General features: G+C 59.6%; 18 protein-coding genes and 3 pseudogenes. 18 read left to right on the top strand and 3 right to left on the bottom strand.

Annotated features, from left to right (window positions below):
• The first annotated feature begins 26 nt into the window (after positions 1-26).
• The 6 genes and pseudogenes from HLUSI_RS0104305 to coq7 all read left to right on the top strand — a co-directional run bounded on the left by HLUSI_RS0104305 (position 27) and on the right by coq7 (position 5,380).
• Positions 27-974 carry an amino acid ABC transporter substrate-binding protein gene (locus HLUSI_RS0104305; protein WP_029363119.1) on the top strand — a complete coding sequence of 316 codons (948 nt, stop codon included), beginning with the start codon at positions 27-29 and terminating at the stop codon, positions 972-974.
• A 224-nt stretch (positions 975-1,198) separates the two neighbouring features.
• Positions 1,199-1,948 carry an amino acid ABC transporter permease gene (locus HLUSI_RS0104300; protein ID WP_016832808.1) on the top strand — a complete coding sequence of 250 codons (750 nt, stop codon included), beginning with the start codon at positions 1,199-1,201 and terminating at the stop codon, positions 1,946-1,948.
• Between the two features lie 3 nt (positions 1,949-1,951).
• Positions 1,952-2,647, top strand: coding sequence for an amino acid ABC transporter permease (locus HLUSI_RS0104295; RefSeq protein WP_016832807.1), 696 nt, complete (start codon positions 1,952-1,954; stop codon positions 2,645-2,647).
• Positions 2,648-2,726: 79 nt separating this feature from the next.
• Positions 2,727-3,423 (top strand): annotated as a pseudogene (locus HLUSI_RS26900) (amino acid ABC transporter ATP-binding protein).
• Between the two features lie 244 nt (positions 3,424-3,667).
• The gene (pyrC, locus tag HLUSI_RS0104285) at positions 3,668-4,702 is read left to right on the top strand and encodes a dihydroorotase (RefSeq protein WP_016832804.1); all 1,035 of its coding nucleotides are present in this window, start codon (positions 3,668-3,670) and stop codon (positions 4,700-4,702) included.
• Positions 4,703-4,753: 51 nt separating this feature from the next.
• The gene (gene coq7 / locus HLUSI_RS0104280; RefSeq protein ID WP_016832803.1) at positions 4,754-5,380 is read left to right on the top strand and encodes a 2-polyprenyl-3-methyl-6-methoxy-1,4-benzoquinone monooxygenase; all 627 of its coding nucleotides are present in this window, start codon (positions 4,754-4,756) and stop codon (positions 5,378-5,380) included.
• 70 nt (positions 5,381-5,450) lie between these two features.
• Here the strand turns inward: coq7 and HLUSI_RS0104275 are convergent, their stop codons facing one another.
• Entirely contained in the window at positions 5,451-5,909 is a 459-nt protein-coding gene (locus HLUSI_RS0104275; protein ID WP_029363117.1) for an OsmC family protein, read from the bottom strand.
• A 550-nt stretch (positions 5,910-6,459) separates the two neighbouring features.
• On the opposite strand from HLUSI_RS0104275, the gene rplM reads away from it, so the two are divergent.
• The 6 genes and pseudogenes from rplM to erpA all read left to right on the top strand — a co-directional run bounded on the left by rplM (position 6,460) and on the right by erpA (position 10,075).
• Positions 6,460-6,888, top strand: coding sequence for a 50S ribosomal protein L13 (gene rplM, locus HLUSI_RS0104270; protein WP_016832801.1), 429 nt, complete (start codon positions 6,460-6,462; stop codon positions 6,886-6,888).
• 9 nt (positions 6,889-6,897) lie between these two features.
• The gene (gene rpsI / locus HLUSI_RS0104265) at positions 6,898-7,290 is read left to right on the top strand and encodes a 30S ribosomal protein S9 (RefSeq protein ID WP_016832800.1); all 393 of its coding nucleotides are present in this window, start codon (positions 6,898-6,900) and stop codon (positions 7,288-7,290) included.
• 186 nt (positions 7,291-7,476) lie between these two features.
• Positions 7,477-8,518: pseudogene (gene argC / locus HLUSI_RS26895) on the top strand (N-acetyl-gamma-glutamyl-phosphate reductase).
• Positions 8,519-8,541: 23 nt separating this feature from the next.
• Positions 8,542-9,246, top strand: coding sequence for a DUF6776 family protein (locus HLUSI_RS0104255; protein WP_016832798.1), 705 nt, complete (start codon positions 8,542-8,544; stop codon positions 9,244-9,246).
• 8 nt (positions 9,247-9,254) lie between these two features.
• Positions 9,255-9,656 (top strand): bactofilin family protein, encoded by a 402-nt coding sequence (locus HLUSI_RS0104250; protein ID WP_016832797.1) that lies wholly within the window; start codon positions 9,255-9,257, stop codon positions 9,654-9,656.
• Positions 9,657-9,709: 53 nt separating this feature from the next.
• Positions 9,710-10,075, top strand: coding sequence for an iron-sulfur cluster insertion protein ErpA (gene erpA, locus HLUSI_RS0104245; protein ID WP_016832796.1), 366 nt, complete (start codon positions 9,710-9,712; stop codon positions 10,073-10,075).
• A 145-nt stretch (positions 10,076-10,220) separates the two neighbouring features.
• Here erpA and hemL read toward each other — a convergent pair whose 3' ends face one another.
• Positions 10,221-11,522, bottom strand: coding sequence for a glutamate-1-semialdehyde 2,1-aminomutase (gene hemL / locus HLUSI_RS0104240; RefSeq protein WP_016832795.1), 1,302 nt, complete (start codon positions 11,520-11,522; stop codon positions 10,221-10,223).
• A 16-nt stretch (positions 11,523-11,538) separates the two neighbouring features.
• Entirely contained in the window at positions 11,539-12,366 is an 828-nt protein-coding gene (gene thiD / locus HLUSI_RS0104235) for a bifunctional hydroxymethylpyrimidine kinase/phosphomethylpyrimidine kinase (RefSeq protein ID WP_029363116.1), read from the bottom strand.
• 96 nt (positions 12,367-12,462) lie between these two features.
• On the opposite strand from thiD, the gene HLUSI_RS0104230 reads away from it, so the two are divergent.
• From HLUSI_RS0104230 to HLUSI_RS26885, 6 genes and pseudogenes are all read left to right on the top strand, one after another.
• On the top strand, positions 12,463-12,615 hold the full coding sequence (locus HLUSI_RS0104230; protein WP_040503154.1) for a rubredoxin: 153 nt from the start codon (positions 12,463-12,465) through the stop codon (positions 12,613-12,615).
• 241 nt (positions 12,616-12,856) lie between these two features.
• On the top strand, positions 12,857-13,267 hold the full coding sequence (locus tag HLUSI_RS0104225) for a response regulator (protein WP_016832792.1): 411 nt from the start codon (positions 12,857-12,859) through the stop codon (positions 13,265-13,267).
• Between the two features lie 35 nt (positions 13,268-13,302).
• The gene (locus HLUSI_RS0104220) at positions 13,303-13,668 is read left to right on the top strand and encodes a response regulator (RefSeq protein ID WP_016832791.1); all 366 of its coding nucleotides are present in this window, start codon (positions 13,303-13,305) and stop codon (positions 13,666-13,668) included.
• A 53-nt stretch (positions 13,669-13,721) separates the two neighbouring features.
• Positions 13,722-14,243, top strand: a complete 522-nt coding sequence (locus HLUSI_RS0104215; RefSeq protein ID WP_238533917.1) for a chemotaxis protein CheW — start codon at positions 13,722-13,724, stop codon at positions 14,241-14,243.
• Between the two features lie 80 nt (positions 14,244-14,323).
• A pseudogene (locus HLUSI_RS26890) lies at positions 14,324-16,522 on the top strand (methyl-accepting chemotaxis protein).
• Positions 16,523-16,591: 69 nt separating this feature from the next.
• Positions 16,592-18,174: Hpt domain-containing protein (locus HLUSI_RS26885; protein WP_157137739.1), on the top strand; the 1,583-nt coding region annotated here is incomplete at its 3' end.

The following is an 18,174-nucleotide window of genomic DNA, read 5'->3' as shown; positions in this document are numbered from 1 at the left end:
AAAAAAAAATTTTTCCAGGAGGTCACATGAAGTTATTAAAGTTCGCAGGGGTGTTGGTTGGGGCAAGTGTTTTGATGGGCTCGGTCCACGCTGAAGAGTTCACCGGTCGTCTGAAAAAAATCAAGGAAACCGGCACGCTGACGCTGGGCGTTCGTGATGCATCGATTCCTTTCTCCTACCTGGACGACAAGCAATCGTATCAAGGCTACTCGATCGATCTGTGCCTGAAAGCGGCAACTGCGATCCAGAAGAAACTGGGTCTGACTTCGCTGAACGTGAAGATGGTTCCCGTGACTTCGGCAACCCGTATTCCACTGATCGCCAATGGCACCACTGATATCTCGTGCGATTCCGCGACCAACAACATGGAACGTCAGAAGCAAGTCGCTTTTGCCGTCACCGAGTTCGTTACCGCGAACCGTTTCCTGACCAAGAAGGCTGCCAACCTGAAGACGCTGGATGACCTGAAGGGCAAGACCATCGTGTCGACTTCCGGTACATCGAACCTGAAGCAGATCACCACGCTGAACACCGAACGCAACCTGGGCATGAACATCCTGGCTGCCAAGGATCACGCCGAAGCGTTCCTGATGGTGGAAACCGGCCGTGCAGTGGCGTTCGTCATGGACGACATCCTGCTGTCGTCGCTGGCTGCCAACTCCAAGGCGCCTGGCGACTACGTTGTTTCCAGCGAAGCGCTGTCGGTCGAGCCGTATGGCCTGATCCTGCCGCTGGGCGATGCCGCCTTCAAGAAGGTCGTGGATGACGCGCTGGTCAACGTCTACAAGGGCGACGACATCAAGAAGATCTACGCCAAGTGGTTCCAATCGCCGATCCCACCGAAGGGTGTCAACCTGAACGTGCCGATGAGCCCGCAACTGCAAGCCGTCTTCGCCAAGCCAACCGATTCCGGCGAACCGTCTGCTTACGCAGCCGTGCCTGAAGCGCAAAAGCAATCTTCGAAGAAGAAGTAAGTCGGAGAGAAGCTTGAAAGCGCGGCATCTGGCATCTGATTGCCGCGCAGCATGAAAAACGAAACGGGGGAGTTGTCCCGTTTTGTTTAAGTTGGCGAAGAAAAGCAAGACCTGCTCAGAAGTCGTCTTTCACCTCAGTGAAAGCCGGCGCAGGCAGCCGAAGAGCGCCATGCAAATGGAGTTCTTGATCGCAAACGAGTCGAGACGAGAAGACGAGGGCATTTATGCATTACAACTGGAACTGGGGCATATTCTGGGAGCAATCTCCCGACGGCATCCCCTACATCGATACATTACTGATCGGCCTGAAATGGACCATCGCCACGGCCGTACTGGCCTGGATCATGGCGCTCATTCTCGGCACGGTCATCGGCACCATCCGCACGACCCAGAAGCCCTGGGCCGTCAAGATCGCCAACGGCTACGTTGAACTGTTCCGCAATATTCCATTGCTGGTCCAGATGTTCCTCTGGTACTTCGTGATGCCGGAACTGGTGCCCGCCGCAATGGGAGACTGGCTCAAGAGCCTGCCCGAAGCGTCGTTCGTCACCGCCTTCCTGGCACTCGGTTTCTTCACGTCCTCGCGCGTCGCCGTGCAGGTCAGCACCGGCATCAACGCCTTGCCGCGCGGTCAACGCATGGCCGGCGCCGCCCTGGGTCTGACGCCCGTGCAGACCTACCGCTACGTGCTGCTGCCGATGGCGTTTCGCATCATCATCCCGGCGCTGACCAACGAGTTTGCGGCGATCATCAAGAACAGCTCGGTGGCGCTGACCATCGGCCTGGTGGAACTGACCGCAGCGACTTACTCAATGCGCGAATTCACGTTCCAGACCTTCGAATCGCTCACCGGCGCCACCGTTATCTACATCATCATTTCCGTCATCGCGCTGATGCTGGCACGCTTCCTCGAGCGCGTCACCGCCGTGCCCGGTTACATCACGACCGGCAGCTCCAGCTCGGGAGGACATTAAACTATGTTTTCTAATTTCGACTTCGATATTATCCAGCGTTCGTGGTTCTACCTGATCACGACCGGCCTCAAGTTCACCCTGGTGCTGACGGTGTCGGCCATGGTGGGCGGCGTCATCCTGGGCACTTTTTTGGCGATGATGCGCCTGTCCAGCAACAAGCCGCTGTCCTTCATCGCCACCACTTACGTCAACCTGATTCGCTCCGTGCCGCTGGTGCTGGTGATTTTCTGGTTCTACTTCCTGGTGCCGTTCATCGGCGCCTGGGTCATCGGCGCCAACGAACCGATCCAGGTCGGTGCGTTCCAGTCGGCGCTGATTACCTTCATCCTGTTTGAAGCTGCGTACTATTGCGAGATCATGCGTTCGGGCATTCAGTCGATTCCACGCGGCCAGGTGTTTGCGGGCTACGCGATCGGCATGAACTACTGGCAGATGATGGGCAACGTGGTGCTGCCGCAGGCATTCCGCAACGTCACGCCGATCCTGTTGACCCAGACCATCGTGCTGTTCCAGGACGTGTCGCTGGTCTACGTGCTGGGCTCGGTGCCGGACTTCGTCACCAGCGCATCGAAGATCGCTCAGCGTGACGGCCGTCTGGTGGAAATGTACCTGTTTGTCGCCGTGGTCTACTTTGTGCTCAGCTTCGTGCTGTCGCAAACCGTCAAGCGCTTCCAGCACAAGATCGCCATCATTCGCTAACCAATGCTAACGACCCTCGCCGGCGCGGCATGCGCCTGATGCCGGCGGACATACCGTATTCAGGAATTAGGAGAAATAAATGATTGAACTCAATAACGTCAGCAAGTGGTACGGCAGTTTCCAGGTTCTGACCGATTGCACCACCAGCGTGGCCAAGGGCGACGTGGTCGTGGTCTGCGGTCCGTCGGGCTCGGGCAAGTCGACGCTGATCAAGACCGTCAACGGCCTGGAGCCGTTCCAGAAGGGCACGATTACCGTTGACGGCGTGTCCGTCGGCGATCCGAAGACCAATGTTCCAGAACTTCGAACTGTTCCCGCATCTGTCGATCCGCGAAAACCTGACCATCGGCCAGGTCAAGGTGCTGGGTCGCAGCGTCACTGAAGCCACCGAAAAAGGTCTGAAGTACCTCGACCGCGTCGGCCTGATCGCACAAAAAGACAAGTTCCCGGGCCAACTGTCGGGCGGCCAGCAGCAACGTGTGGCGATTGCCCGTGCGCTGTCGATGGACCCGATCGCGATGCTGTTCGATGAGCCGACTTCGGCGCTCGATCCGGAAATGATCAATGAAGTGCTGGACGTGATGGTCGGCCTGGCGCAAGAAGGCATGACCATGATGGTCGTGACCCACGAAATGGGCTTCGCGCGCAAGGTCGCCAACCGTGTGATCTTCATGGACAAGGGCTTGATCGTGGAAGACTGCAAGAAGGAAGACTTCTTCGGTTCCCCGCGCTCGGATCGCGCCCGCGACTTCCTGGCCAAGATCATCACGCACTGATCGCATCAGCTTGCTGTATTTGCGGACGCTGACGTGTCCGCCGATGCAAGCACAGGCAAAACCGCTCCGGCTCCGGCCGCAGCGGTTTTTTGCATTTCCGGGCAAGGCGCGGCTTGATGTGGCGCAGCCGGCGCGCGCCATCCCTTGCGGTAAAATAGCGGGATTTCATGCTCGGGCAGACAAGCCTGCCGATGCCTGGCACGGCGGTTAAACATGAGCAACAAGATCAGGAAAGAGAACAGCGATGAGCGACGTAGTGACCATTACCCGTCCGGATGACTGGCATTTGCATTTGCGCGACGGCGCGACCATGGCAAGCGTGTTGCCGCACACCGTTCATCAGTTCGCCCGCGCGATCGTCATGCCCAACCTGAAGCCGCCGGTCACCACCGTGGCGCTGGCTTCGGCTTATCGCGACCGCATCCTGGCGGCGCTGCCGGCCGGTTCCGATTTCGAACCGCTGATGGTGCTGTACCTGACCGACAACACGCCGCCGGAAGAAATTCGCAAGGCCAAGGACAGCGGTTTCGTGCACGCGGTCAAGCTGTATCCGGCCGGTGCGACGACCAACTCCGACGCCGGCGTGACCGATCTGCGCAACTGCTACAAGACGCTGGAAGTGCTGCAGGAAACCGGCATGCCTTTCCTGGTCCACGGTGAAGTGACCGATCCGGCCATCGACATTTTCGACCGCGAGGCGGTCTTCATCGATCGCGTGATGACGCCGCTGCGCCGCGACATGCCGGAGCTCAAGGTGGTGTTCGAACACATCACCACCAAGGATGCCGCCGACTATGTGATGTCGTCCGAGGGCCCGACCGCCGCGACCATCACCGCGCATCACCTGCTGTACAACCGCAACGAGATTTTCAAGGGCGGCATCCGTCCGCATTACTACTGCCTGCCGGTGCTCAAGCGCGAAACCCATCGCCAGGCGCTGGTTGCGGCGGCGATTTCCGGCAGCGACAAGTTCTTCCTCGGCACCGACTCGGCGCCACACGCCAAGGGCCTGAAGGAGCACGCTTGCGGTTGCGCCGGCTGCTATACCGCGTTGCACGCGCTGGAGCTGTACGCCCAGGCGTTTGACCAAGCCGGCGCGCTGGACAAACTGGAGGCGTTCGCCAGCTTCAACGGCCCGGACTTCTACGATTTGCCGCGCAATCAGGGCAGCGTCACGCTGCGTCGTGAGAACTGGACCATCCCGGCCGAATTGCCGATGGGCGACACCAGCGTGGTGCCGCTCAACGGCGGTGAAACCATCGCCTGGAAGATGGCCTGAAGCATCGTTGAGCATCGTTGAAACCGTTTTTTTCTGAGTGAGACTGCGCCTATGTTATTCGCCGATAAACTGATTCATGACTTGGACAAGGCCTTACGCGTGGTCAGCGGCGTGGTGGCGTCATCACGTCCGAATCCGGCCGCGCAGATCGGCGACGCCGCCATGAGCGATGCTGAAAAGCGGCATAGCGCCGGCCTGATGCGCGTCAACCATGTCGGTGAAGTGTGCGCACAGGCGCTGTACGACGCGCAGGGGCGTTTCACCCAGGCGCAGGCGCTCAAGCAGCAATTCGCGCATGCGGGAATAGAGGAAGAAGATCATTTGGCGTGGACCGCCGAGCGCCTGCGTGAACTCGGCTCGCACACCAGCTTGCTCAATCCATTATGGTACGTCGGCTCTTACCTGCTCGGCTCAATCGCCGCGCGCGTGGGCGATGCGCGCAATCTTGGTTTTGTTGCTGAAACCGAACGCCAGGTCGAGTTGCACCTGATCAGCCATCTGGAAAAGTTACCGGCGCAAGACGCCAAATCGCGCGCCATCGTCGATCAGATGCGCAAGGATGAAGTCGAGCACGGCGAGGCCGCCAAGGCCCTCGGCGCGGCAGAGATGCCGGCGGCCATCCGCGGCGCAATGAAGATCATGTCGAAGGTCATGACTACGGTGGCTTACCGGGTCTGAGCGCAAGGTTGAGGGCCCCGGCCGTCGCGGCCGGGATCGCCTTGCCGATGATCGTCAAGTTGCCCTTGGCTTATTGCTGCTGCAGTTGCTGCGGCGGGTCGGCGAGGTCGTCGACGATTTCAAACGAATGCGTTATTTCCGCAGTTTTTTCCAGCATGATCGAGGCCGAGCAATACTTGTCGTGCGACAGCTTGATCGCGCGCTCCACCACGTTCGGCTTGAGATTGCGGCCGCGTACGGTGAAATGGAAGTGAATCTTGGTAAACACTTTCGGATCCTGTTCGGCGCGTTCCGACTTGAGCGTCACTTCGCAACCGCGAATGTCCTGGCCGCTTTTGCGCAAAATCACCACCACATCGTAGGCCGTGCAACCGCCGGTGCCGAGCAGCACCACTTCCATCGGGCGCGGCGCCAGGTTGCGGCCGCCGCCGTCGGGCGCGCCGTCCATGGCGACGACGTGGCCGGAGCCGGTTTCAGCGAGGAAGGTCATGCCTGAGGAGAGGCCGGTCCAACGTACTGTGCATTCCATATGCGTTCTCATTCGATTGATAGGGGAGGCGGCTATTGTAACTTTTCCGGCAAACCGGGTTTGCCATGATCGCGCCGAGGATTCGCGAATAGGCAAAAAAATGCATATTGCGAAGCAGCAAAAACTATTGCTTTTCCTCTATTTTAAATTGCGCTACATAGTACAAATTAAATCTTGCAGTGCACAATTTCGTTTGCTATATTGAATTCCACTGATTGACGTTTTCGACGCAATCAACCCTGTCTCCTCCACCCTCCTCCTTTGGTGTGGATTTAAGCCCGGAACCCTCGTTCCGGGTTTTTTTTGTCTTGCCGCCCGGTGCAGCCTCATAGACAAATGTGCCGAAAAGGCCACTGCGCGCGGCTCCGGGAATAAAGGGTTTGACGCTAAGTCCTTGAAAAGGCTATAATTCTCGGCTTTCCGTTCGCTCTGGGAAAGATAACAAGGAAGAGTCTGCGTTTGGCATCACGAGGCAGCATGTGCAGCACGCCGCTTCGATAGTCGCAGAACCGCCAAATTGAGCGTTTATTTTTAATATTAGGAAGTCATCATGAAAACCTTTTCCGCTAAAGCCCATGAGGTAAAGCGCGAGTGGTTGGTGATTGACGCGACGGACAAAGTCCTCGGACGTGTTGCCAGCGAAGTGGCACTCCGACTGCGCGGCAAGCACAAGCCAGAATTTACTCCGCACGTTGACACCGGCGATTTCATCGTTGTGATCAATGCAGGCAAACTGCGTGTCACTGGCACCAAAGCAACTGAAAAGACGTACTACCGTCACAGCGGCTACCCAGGCGGCATCTACGAAACCAATTTCCTGAAAATGCAACAGCGTTTTCCAGGTCGCGCGCTGGAAAAAGCGGTCAAGGGCATGTTGCCCAAGGGCCCGCTCGGCTACGCGATGATCAAGAAGCTGAAGGTTTATGCAGATGGCAACCATCCGCACGCTGCTCAGCAACCTAAAGCACTCGAACTCTAAGGAATAGACATGATCGGTAACTACAATTACGGAACCGGCCGTCGCAAGAGTGCAGTGGCGCGTGTTTTCATCAAGTCCGGCTCGGGCAAGATCGTCGTCAACGGCAAGCCAGCGAATGAATACTTTTCGCGCGAAACCGGTCTGATGGTGATTCGTCAACCACTGGAACTGACCAGCAACGTCGAGCGTTTCGACATCATGGTCAACGTCCACGGCGGCGGTGAATCCGGCCAGGCTGGTGCTGTTCGTCACGGCATCACCCGCGCTCTGATCGACTACGATGCAACACTGAAACCGGAACTGTCCAAGGCAGGTTTCGTTACACGTGATGCACGTGAAGTCGAACGTAAGAAGGTTGGTCTGCGCAAAGCTCGTCGCGCAAAACAATTCTCGAAGCGTTAATATCGACGCGTGCTTTTCAGCACAACGAAAAGCCGCCGGCGCAAGCCTGGCGGCTTTTTGCATTCCGGGGCGGATTTTTCGCCCTTATTTGCGCTTTGAATCGGCGGGCCTTAGGGTAATGTGACAGAAATATTCTCCTGTTAAAATCAAAGGCTCCCGGGAAAGCCCATTCAGCAAGGAAAAAACATGATCAAGGTTGGTATCGTCGGCGGCACAGGTTACACGGGCGTGGAGTTGCTGCGCCTGTTCGCCGCGCATCCGGAAGTGCAGTTGCAGGCAGTGACATCGCGCAAGGAAGATGGCATGCCGGTAGCGGAAATGTATCCGTCGCTGCGCGGCCGCGTGGATATCGCCTTCTCCTCGCCCGACAAAGCCAAACTGACCGACTGCGATGTTGTCTTTTTCGCCACGCCGCATGGCGTCGCCATGGCCCAGGCGCCGGAGTTGCTGGCCGCCGGCGTCAAGGTGATCGATCTGGCGGCGGATTTCCGCCTGCAAGACATCGCCGCGTTCGAGAAGTGGTACAAGATGCCGCACAGCTGCCCTGAGCTGCTCAAGGAAGCCGCCTACGGCCTGGTCGAACTGAATCGCGACGCCATCCGCAAGGCGCGTCTGGTCGGCAATCCGGGTTGCTACCCGACCACCATGCAACTGGGTTTTGCGCCTTTGCTCAAGGCTGGTGTGATCGATGCGTCGCACCTCATCGCCGACTGCAAATCGGGCGTTTCCGGCGCCCCGGCCCCGCAAGGCCGAGATCGCCACGCTGTTTTCGGAAGCCTCCGACAATTTCAAGGCCTACGGCGTGTCCGGCCACCGTCACTCGCCGGAAACCGTCGAGCGCCTCAGCACCTTGACCGGCGACAAGGTCGGTCTGCTGTTTACGCCGCATCTGGTGCCGATGATCCGCGGCATGCATTCGACGCTGTACGCGCGCCTGACCAAGGACATCGACAATGCCGCATTGCAGGCGTTGTTTGAAGACGCCTACAAGGACGAACCGTTCATTGACGTGATGCCGTTCGGCGCGCATCCGGAAACCCGCACCACGCGCGCTTCCAACATGTTGCGCATCGCTCTGCACCGTCCGGACAACGGCGACACCGTGGTGGTGCTGGTGGTCCAGGACAATCTGGTCAAGGGCGCGTCCGGCCAGGCCGTGCAATGCATGAACCTGATGTTCGGCCTGGAGGAAACCACCGGCCTGCTGCACGTGCCGGTTCTGCCGTGAAGTACAAGTTATGGGTCCGGCGCATGTCGATTTCGGCGCCGAAGATGACCATCAAGCGTCACATGCCCTGGCCGCTGCGTGCAGTGTTCCTGGCGGTGGTGGTCGGTCTCGGCGGCGCGCTGGCGATGCTGGCTTACGACCTTGGACGCAACAACTTTGCCGGCCTGAATCCGGACGGCATGCGCGACCAGGTGGTCGAACTGAAAGAGCAGGTCAAGAAGCTCAGCGCCGAGCGCGAGCAATTGTCGACCAGCGCCAATGCCGCCGAAAGCCAGCTCAACATCGAGCGCTCGGCGCAGGCGCAGCTGGCCGGGCAGATCAAGACGCTGGTGACGGAAAACAACAAGCTCAAGGAAGACCTGTCGTTTTTTGAAAGCTTGCTGCCAACCAACGTCGGTGTCGACGGCATCACCATCCAGCGCCTGAAAGCGGAAGTGGTCGTGCCGAACCAGGTGCGTTATCAATTGCTCGCGATTCAAGGCGAAAAGGGGCGTCAGTTTGTGGGCAACCTGCAACTTGCGGTGACAGTGTTGCAGGGCGGCAAAAGTGTTATTATCAACTTCCCCGAACAAAACGCGACAGATCCGGCGCGCTACAAGCTCGCATTCAAGTACTATCAGCGGGTGGAGGGCGTATTGACTCTGCCCGAGGGTGCAACCATCAAGGCGATTCAGGCTCGCGTACTCGAAAGAGGCCAGATGCGCGCCCAGCAATCCGTGAATTTGTGAGGTGAATCATGTTGGGACGTAAATCCAAAAGCACGATCGACAGCTTGATCGGCATTTCCACCAGTATCCATGGCGACGTCCATTTCAAGGGCGGATTGCGCATTGACGGCCACATCAAGGGCAATATCAACGCCGAAGCCGGCCAGCCGAGCGTGCTGGTGATCTCCGAGCATGCCAAGATCGTCGGCGAAATCCGCGCGGTGCACCTGATCGTCAATGGCGAAATCATCGGCGACGTTCATTCGGTCGAGCTACTTGAATTACAGCCGAAAGCCCGCATAACCGGAGATGTATATTACAAAGCTCTGGAAATGCATGGCGGCGCCCTGGTGTCCGGCAAGCTCAGCCATGGTCAGACCGAAGAGGCGCCGGTGCTCAAGCTGGCCGCTTCGGCCGGCGGCGATGCATGATTTTTCCAGACGGCTTATAATGTCTTCATTGTCCGCAGACGCAGGAGCCTGATATGAATGCCGTAGCCGAAATCCCCGAAACATCGATGCCAGCCCCGATGGTCTTTTCCGACAGCGCCGCCGCCAAGGTTGCACAACTGATCGAAGAAGAAGGCAACCCAGACCTGAAGTTGCGCGTGTTCGTGCAGGGTGGCGGTTGCTCCGGCTTCCAGTACGGTTTCACGTTTGATGAAATCGTCAACGAAGACGACACCACCATGACCAAGAACGGCGTCCAGCTGTTGATCGACTCGATGAGCTACCAATACCTGGTCGGCGCAGAGATCGACTACAAGGACGACCTGGAAGGCGCACAATTCGTGATCAAGAATCCGAATGCCACAACCACTTGCGGTTGCGGTTCGTCTTTCTCGGCTTAACTCAACAAGCCGCCGGATCCGTCTTCCAAGACGTAAAAAAGGACGCGCAAGCGTCCTTTTTTGTTTTGTGCCGCCGATTTGCCGATACCGGCAAATCGATGGGGGATTGAAAGTATCAGCGACTCAGCTTCCGATCATCCTCAATTCAGCTGGCGATCTCCGCGAAAGCCGTGCGTGCCGCCACCAGAGTTTCCGCAATGACGGCGTCGTCATGCTGTGCCGATACAAAGCCCGCTTCGAACGCCGACGGCGCCAGATACACGCCCTGGTCGAGCATGGCATGGAAGAACATGTTGAAGCGTTCCTTGTCGCCTTGCATAACTTCGGCATAGCTGGTCGGCACCGCAGCCGAAAAGTACAGGCCGAACATACCGCCCATCGTATCGGCGGAGAACGTTACGCCCGCGTCGCGGGCAGCTTCGCTGAGGCCGTCGGCCAGCTTGCGTGTCTGCGCCGACAGTTGTTCATAGAAACCGGCTTCCTGGATGATCTTGAGCGTGGTCAGGCCTGCTGCGACCGCGACCGGATTGCCCGACAGCGTGCCGGCCTGGTACACGCCGCCCAGCGGCGCCAGATGCCTCATGATATCGGCGCGGCCGCCGAACGCGGCAACCGGCAGACCGCCGCCGATGACCTTGCCCAACGCGGTCAGGTCGGGCGTGATGTCGTACAGCGACTGGGCGCCTCCCAATGCCACCCGGAAACCGGACATCACTTCATCGAAAATCAGGATCGCGCCGTACTCGGTGCACAGCCGGCGCATGGTCTGCAGGAACTCCGCCGTTGCCGGCACCAGGTTCATGTTGCCCGCGACCGGCTCGACGATCACGCAGGCGATGTCGTTGCCGGCGGCCTTGAAGGCTTCTTCCAGCTGTTGCGTGTTGTTATAGTCGAGCACCAGCGTGTGCTTGACGAAATCTTCCGGTACGCCCGACGAGGTCGGGTTGCCGAACGTCAGCAAGCCGCTGCCGGCCTTGACCAGCAAGGAATCGGCGTGGCCGTGATAGCAGCCTTCGAACTTGACGATCTTGTCGCGCTTGGTGGCGCCGCGCGCCAGGCGCAGGGCGCTCATGGTCGCTTCGGTGCCGCTCGAGACCAGGCGTACCTGCTCGATGGAAGGCACCAGCTTGCAGATTTCTTCGGCCATGTCGATCTCGCCTTCGGTCGGTGCGCCGAAGCTCAGGCCACGCGCTGCCGCTTCCTGCACCGCCTGCACCACCTTCGGGTGGGCGTGGCCGACGATGGCCGGACCCCAGGAGCCGATGTAGTCAATATAGCGGCGCTCTTCGGCATCCCAGAAATACGGGCCTTGCGCCTTGGTGATGAAGCGCGGCGTGCCGCCGACCGAGCGGAAGGCGCGCACCGGCGAGTTGACGCCGCCGGGCGTGGTTTTCTGGGCGCGGGCGAACAGGGATTCGTTGGTATTGCGTGGGCTGTGTGCGTTCATACGGAATGGAAAAGGATTAATTGGGTGCGTCGTTTTCGCGCGCCCAGAAATAGCGGTCGGGGATCAGTTTGCCCATGCCCAGACGTTGTGCGTGGGCTAAAGCGGCGAGGGTGAATTCCTGCGCTTCGGAGACGGCCTCGGGAATTTCCAGGCCGTTGGCCAGCATGGCGCAGATGGCGGCGGACAAGGTCGAGCCGGCGCCGGTAAACGAGCCCGGCAGGCGTTGCCAGCTATCGCGGCGAATCACGCCGGATTCGTCGAACAGCGCATTGGCGACTTCGTGCGTATCGCCGCCCGGCATGCCGGTGACGAACAGGTATTCGCAACCCATTTCGACGATGCGCATGGCATCAAGCTGCAATGCATCGCTGGGCACCGGTTCGCGCCAGGTTTCGGCGAGGCGGTTCAGTTCGACGGCCGAAGCCAGCATCAGCGTGGTTTGCGGAATCAGCAATTCGCGGATCGCGATCAGGTTGTCATCGTCGTCGCCTTCCTGGCTGGGCATGGCGGTGATGAACGGATCGAGGATCAACGGAATATCCGGATAGTCGGAAACGATTTCCGCAATCGCCGAAATATTCTCGATGCTGCCCACCGCACCGACCTTGAAAGCCGCTACCGGCATGTCTTCCAGAATGACGCGGGCCTGGTCGGCCATCCAGTCGACGTCAATGACCTGGATGTCCTCGATACGCGCGGTGTCGCCCACCAGGATGGAGGTGATGATGGACAGGCCGTGGCAGCCCATGGCGGCAAAAGTGGCCAGATCGGCCTGGATGCCGGTTGCGCCGACCGGGTCGGCTGCGCCAAAGGTTAATATCAGTGGAGATGTTTGGTTTTGCACGACGAGTAGATTAAGATATCTGGTTTACCATTTTACTTTAGATTGAATTGAGGGAAGTCAGCCGTGAGCGATAGCAAAACAGAATACAAGACCTGGATGTGCCTGATCTGTGGTTGGGTCTACGATGAAGAAGCCGGTCTGCCGGACGAGGACATCGCTCCCGGCACACGCTGGGAAGACGTTCCAATCAACTGGACCTGTCCGGAATGCGGCGCCCGCAAGGAAGATTTTGAAATGGTGGCGCTCTGATTCACTGACCCGGCTTGATCCCGAAAGGGCTCACGCCCGCGAAGTTTCCGTCAGGAACGGCCCGCAAGCTCGTCTTTGCTCTCAAATGAGGGGGCAAAGCGGGCTTGTTCCATTTATGCGTCGGCGGCCGCTTTGCTATAGTCGGCTAACGCAGGCTGACGGCGGCTGGAACGGTTCAACTGAAACGATACAGTTGAACAGCACCCCTTCGCGTCTGTTGCAACCATTCCACGGAGTTCTGATGACTGATGTGCAAGCCCGCCACAGCTTCACGATCCTCGTTGTCGACGACAGCGCCACCATCCGGCGCTCCGCTGCGCTGTTCCTCGGGCAGGCCGGTCACCAGGTCATGCTGGCCGAAGACGGCTTCGATGCACTCTCCCAGCTAGGCGATTGCACCCCCGACCTGATTTTCTGCGACGTCTTGATGCCTCGGCTCGACGGTTACCAGACTTGTGCATTAATTAAAAAAAATGCAAGATTTCATGCAACTCCCGTGGTCATGCTGTCGTCCAAGGACGGGTTGTTCGACCGGGCGCGCGGCGCCATCGTCGGCGCCGCAGCGTTCATGACCAAGCCATTTACGGAAGACGGCATGTTGCAGGCCGTCAGGACATACGCCGGGGGGCAGGCTGCAGCCGCGCATTTATAGCAAAAAGCACTTCTCAGGTACGGAGCGACAGTGCAATGGGGATCAAGAAAATTCTCGTCGTCGATGATTCGCCGACCGACCGCTATCTCCTGACCGAGATCCTGAGCAAGCATGGGTTTGACGTCGACACCGCCGACAACGGCGAAGAGGCGTTGGGAAAGATTCGGTGCAACCGGCCGGAACTGGTATTGATGGATGTCGTCATGCCCGGCAAGAATGGTTTTCAGATGACGCGCCAGATGACCCGCGATCCCAGCCTGAAGGACATCCCGATCATGATGTGCAGCATCAAGGACCAGGAAACCGATCGCATCTGGGCCTTGAGCCAGGGGGCGTGCGACTATGTCGTCAAGCCGGTGGATGCGCTGGAATTATTGGCAAAAATTGCGGCGATCGGCTGAACGCGCGCCGGACCATGTCCGGCAAGCATTCGGCCCAGACAGAAGAGGCGAGGGTGGACTTAGTTCCTGATCAATGGCGATACGGCCGGCTGCATGAATTCCAGGCGCGTCTGCTGGAGCGGATGGAGGCTGCGCGCGACGGCTCCGGCATGCGCGACAGCCGCCTTGGCGTCATGATCGGCGACAGGCGCTGCCTGGTCAATCTGCGCGAAGCAGGCGAAATCGTCAATCTGATCGCGGTGACCAAAGTGCCGCTGGCGCGGGACTGGTACCTGGGACTGGCCAATGTGCGCGGCAACCTGATCGGCGTGGTCGATCTCGATCGTTTTCTGGGCGGACCGTCGCAGACGATCGGCAAGGAAAGCCGCGTGCTGGTGGTTTCCCTCGCCTTGTCGGGCAACACGGGTTTCCTGCTGTCGCGCGTTCTGGGATTGCGGCACATCCAGGAAATGACCGAGCAGCAGAGCGGTGACTGCGGGCGCAGACGTTATCTCGACGGCGACCTGAACGAGTGGGTGGAAATCAGCCTCGCCGAGATTGTGGAAGATCCGCGTTTCTTGCAAGTCGGACTATAAAAGCTGTCGCATTGAGTGCCGCGCGTGGAAAGCAAATTGACCGCCAACGCGCAACGACATCGTAACAAGGAGCCTTAGCCATGGCATTCAAGCTGCCGCATATTTCGAAGAATAAAACAGGCGGGCCAGCGGGAACCCGGGCGAGCCAGCCATCGGTCATCGGCGCCAAAGCGGACAAGTACATGGAGCGCTACCAGCACACCCGCCTGCCGTTCATCGGCCGCCAGTCGCTGCGCGCACAGACGCGCATTCTGCTGTTGCTGCTGATCCTGGCATTGCTGTCGATGTTCTTCTTCCTGTGGCTCGGTTCCAAGCACTACATCCACGCCAGCTTGCAGGCGCACATCACCAGCGACCTGGTCATGCATTCGCAGCGCATCGGCAAGGCCGTACCCAACGCCATTCAGGGCAATCGGGAAGCCTTCAACCAGCTCACCGAAAGCCGCAAGGAGTTCAACCAGGGACTCAATGTCCTGATGCTGGGCGGAGAATACCAAGGGTATGCCATCCGCAAGCCGGAACCGGAAATGCGCGCCGTGCTCGTCGACGTGCAAAAGATCTGGGATCACACCGACAAGGCCGCTTCCACCATCCTCAAGCTGCAACCGGAACTGACCGGCTTCGGCGTCACCCTGGCGCGCCTGCGCCTGCTGTCGCCCAATCTGCTGGACCTGAGCGAATAGATTTCGATGCTGCAATCCCAGGGCGGCAACTCGCCGCGTGAAGCCGCGGCCGCAGCGCAACTGGTGCTGCTGACTTTGCGCCTGGGCCGCAGCGCCAATGAGTTTCTGACCTCCGAAGGCGTCAATCCGGAAACCGCCTTCTTGCTCGGCAAGGACGTCAACACCTTCCGCGACATCATCGACGGCTTCCTCAATGGCAGTGAAATCCTCGGCATCAACGCGGTGCGCGACAAGGACGTGCGCGACAAGCTCAACGAACTGGAAAAGGTCTTCGGGGAATACCAGCCGCTGGTCGCCAACATCCTCGGCAACCTGCAAAACTTCATCGCCGCCAAGCAATCCGAACAACTGGTATTCCTTGAAAACGAAACCCTCAAGCAGCATCTGACCGTGCTGCAAAACGACTATCGGCAGGCGCAGGAAACCCGCTCGTGGACGTTCTGGATCATGCTGCTGTCGATGGGGCTGGCGCTGGTCTGCGGCGTCGGCATATCCTGGGTGCAGCTGCAAAGCAGCCGCCGCAATGCCGAAGAGGCCGAGCTGCGCCGCCAGGAAGCCGAGGCGCAGCGCCTGCACGCGCAACAACAGGAAGAGCGCGCCATGCGCACCAACGCCATCAACCAGGCAGCGATCCTGCGACTCATGAATGAGTTGCAGAAAGTCGCGGACGGCGATCTGACGGTGCACACCACCGTGTCCGAAGACATCACCGGCGCCATCGCCGATTCGGTGAACTACACGGTCGAAGCGTTGCGCGGCCTGGTCGGACAGGTCACGCATACCGCTTCGCAAGTGGCGGCTGCCTCCAACCAGGTGCGCGACAATGCGCAGGAGCTGACCAGCGCCGGCCAGATCCAGGCGCGTCGTATTCATGACACCGGGCAGTCGATGCTCGAGATGTCGATTCAGATTACCGACGTCTCCATCTCGGCCAATAAGTCGGCCGACGTCGCGCGTCACTCCGTGGTCGTGGCCGAGCGCGGCGCCAAGGCGGTGGAAGATGCCGTCAAGGGCATGAACGAAATCCGCGAGCAGATCCAGGAAACTTCCAAGCGCATCAAGCGCCTCGGAGAGTCGTCGCAGGAGATCGGCGAGATCACCGAACTGATTTCCGACATCACCGACCAAACCAACGTGCTGGCGCTGAACGCCGCCATTCAGGCGGCTTCTGCCGGTGAAGCCGGGCGCGGTTTTTCGGTCGTGGCGGAAGAGGTGCAACGCCTCGCGGAACGTTCCGAGATCGGCGCGCTGGTGCGCATGATTCAGGCCGACACGCATGACGCCGTGGCGGCAATGGAGAAATCGACCGCCGGTGTGGTCGACGGCGCCAAGTTGTCCGATGCCGCCGGCGCATCGTTGTCGGACATACGCCGCGTGTCGAATCAGCTGGCCGAACTGATCCAGGACATTTCATCTTCAACCGGCCACCAGGCCACCTCCGCCAACAGCGTGGCGCACGACATCCAGAACATTCTCAGCGAGAACGAAATCATCGAGCAGCGGCGCGAACAGGTATTGTTCTTGTTCAATGAGTTGCATGACCTGGCCGAGTTGCTCAAGAATTCCGTGTCGCGCTTCCGCGTCACCATTTCGTGATGTCCGTGATGCGCCTGATATTCCTGATGCGCCTGATATTCCCGGGCCAGTCCAACTTGCAGATTGCGCATGGCTTCCGATCCCGCCTCTGAGCCACAGTTGGCGGATCCGTCCGCCCTGGCGTCGCTGGCGCCGGGGCTGATCGCGACCGTCGATCAGGCGATGCAGTTGCTCGGCGACGGTAGTCCTCCGGCGGTGCGGCAGGCCCGGGTGTTGTTGCGCCAGGGCGCAGATACGCTGGCGTTCATCGGTGTTGCATCGCTGGCGCCGGACGTGGCGGAATTGATCGGCTTGCTTGCGTCCGTCGAAGCAAAACCGGGCATGGCCGGCGTTGCCGCCGACTCCATACGGAATGCCTGCATGGGCTTGCGCGCCCGCCTCGTCGCGATTGAGACTGGCATTGCGCCCCGGCAGGTCGTTCCGCACGACGAGGCGGTGCGTCGTCGTCCCGCGCTGAAAAACGCGGTCGCACAATTGACGACCGACCTCGGTCGCCTTGAGAATTTGCTGGACGCTTACTTGCAAGGCCGCGCCGTGTCCGGCCTCTTGCATGAGGCAAGATTGCTGGCGCAACAACTGGCGACGGTGGCGCAGGCACTGGAATTGACGGCCGCCTGGAAAGTGCTGGAACTGTGCGCCGTCGACATCGGTAGCCTGCCGCCGGCTGGTGCGGCGAATGCTACGGCGGCGGAGCCCGCAAGCCTGGCGCGCCTCGCCCATAACATGGCGGCGTTGAGCCTGTCGATGCCGTTGCTGCATGATGCGCCGCAGTCGATGGTTTATCCCGGCAAGTTCGACGAAGCAAACATTGCCGCTGCTCCCGACATGGCAGCGCCGATGGCGCCGCCCGATGCACCAAAAACAGAGCCTGCTGTGCAGCCTCCACAGCTTGCACCCCAGCAGCCAGATGAAATTGACGCCGACCTGCGCGAAGTCTTCCTGCTCGAAGCCAACGAAGTACTGGACAACATACGCCACGCGCTGGCGGCGTCTCATGCGACGCCCGATGACATGGCGCAGGTGGTCGTGTTGCGGCGCAGTTTCCACACGCTCAAGGGCAGCGGCCGGATGGTCGGGCTCAACGCTCTGGGCCGCGGCGCAATGGCGCTCGAGGAATTCGCTACCGCATGGTCCGCCGCAGGCAGGTCGGGCACGACGGGTGATTACGCCTTGCTGGACTACACCGTGGCGGAGTTAAGCGCGTGGATAGATGAGATCAGCGCAAACGGAAATTCGCCGCGTAGTCCTGATCGCTTGCTGGCCGCAGTCGCCGGGCATGAACTGCCACCGACACAGAAGCTGGCCGCCGACCGTAACGAAACCTGCCAGGTCGGCGACCTCGTCTTGCCGGTCAGGCTGCACCAGATCTACAGCGAGGAATCGGCCAATCTGCTCGACATCCTGGCGACACAAATCGCGCAGTGGCAGACCGCCACGCCTGAGGTGATCGCAGCGGAAGCGCTGCGCGCGAGCCACTCGCTCAAAAGCAGCGCGGCGTCGGTCCGGTTCGCTCCGCTGCTGGCGCTGGCGCAGCCGCTCGATGAGCTCATGCAATTCCTGGAAAGCTATCCGGGTTTGCTGGATGCCGCCATTTGCGCCGAGCTGATGCAGGTGGTGCGCGAGCTGCAGGCTATGCAGCAGCAATTCGCAAT

This window comes from Herbaspirillum lusitanum P6-12, from assembly GCF_000256565.1.
Taxonomy (GTDB): Bacteria; Pseudomonadota; Gammaproteobacteria; order Burkholderiales; family Burkholderiaceae_D; genus Herbaspirillum; species Herbaspirillum lusitanum.
This window is presented reverse-complemented; position numbering and strand designations above follow the sequence as displayed.

What these genes read in the sequence shown, in the direction of transcription:
- HLUSI_RS0104305 (WP_029363119.1), top strand. Translation starts at nt 27, where the DNA reads ATGAAGTTATTAAAGTTCGCAGGGGTGTTGGTTGGGGCAAGTGTTTTG.
- HLUSI_RS0104300 (WP_016832808.1), top strand. Translation starts at nt 1,199, where the DNA reads ATGCATTACAACTGGAACTGGGGCATATTCTGGGAGCAATCTCCCGAC.
- HLUSI_RS0104295 (WP_016832807.1), top strand. Translation starts at nt 1,952, where the DNA reads ATGTTTTCTAATTTCGACTTCGATATTATCCAGCGTTCGTGGTTCTAC.
- pyrC (WP_016832804.1), top strand. Translation starts at nt 3,668, where the DNA reads ATGAGCGACGTAGTGACCATTACCCGTCCGGATGACTGGCATTTGCAT.
- coq7 (WP_016832803.1), top strand. Translation starts at nt 4,754, where the DNA reads ATGTTATTCGCCGATAAACTGATTCATGACTTGGACAAGGCCTTACGC.
- HLUSI_RS0104275 (WP_029363117.1), bottom strand. Translation starts at nt 5,909, where the DNA reads ATGGAATGCACAGTACGTTGGACCGGCCTCTCCTCAGGCATGACCTTC.
- rplM (WP_016832801.1), top strand. Translation starts at nt 6,460, where the DNA reads ATGAAAACCTTTTCCGCTAAAGCCCATGAGGTAAAGCGCGAGTGGTTG.
- rpsI (WP_016832800.1), top strand. Translation starts at nt 6,898, where the DNA reads ATGATCGGTAACTACAATTACGGAACCGGCCGTCGCAAGAGTGCAGTG.
- HLUSI_RS0104255 (WP_016832798.1), top strand. Translation starts at nt 8,542, where the DNA reads ATGTCGATTTCGGCGCCGAAGATGACCATCAAGCGTCACATGCCCTGG.
- HLUSI_RS0104250 (WP_016832797.1), top strand. Translation starts at nt 9,255, where the DNA reads ATGTTGGGACGTAAATCCAAAAGCACGATCGACAGCTTGATCGGCATT.
- erpA (WP_016832796.1), top strand. Translation starts at nt 9,710, where the DNA reads ATGAATGCCGTAGCCGAAATCCCCGAAACATCGATGCCAGCCCCGATG.
- hemL (WP_016832795.1), bottom strand. Translation starts at nt 11,522, where the DNA reads ATGAACGCACACAGCCCACGCAATACCAACGAATCCCTGTTCGCCCGC.
- HLUSI_RS0104230 (WP_040503154.1), top strand. Translation starts at nt 12,463, where the DNA reads ATGTGCCTGATCTGTGGTTGGGTCTACGATGAAGAAGCCGGTCTGCCG.
- HLUSI_RS0104225 (WP_016832792.1), top strand. Translation starts at nt 12,857, where the DNA reads ATGACTGATGTGCAAGCCCGCCACAGCTTCACGATCCTCGTTGTCGAC.
- HLUSI_RS0104220 (WP_016832791.1), top strand. Translation starts at nt 13,303, where the DNA reads ATGGGGATCAAGAAAATTCTCGTCGTCGATGATTCGCCGACCGACCGC.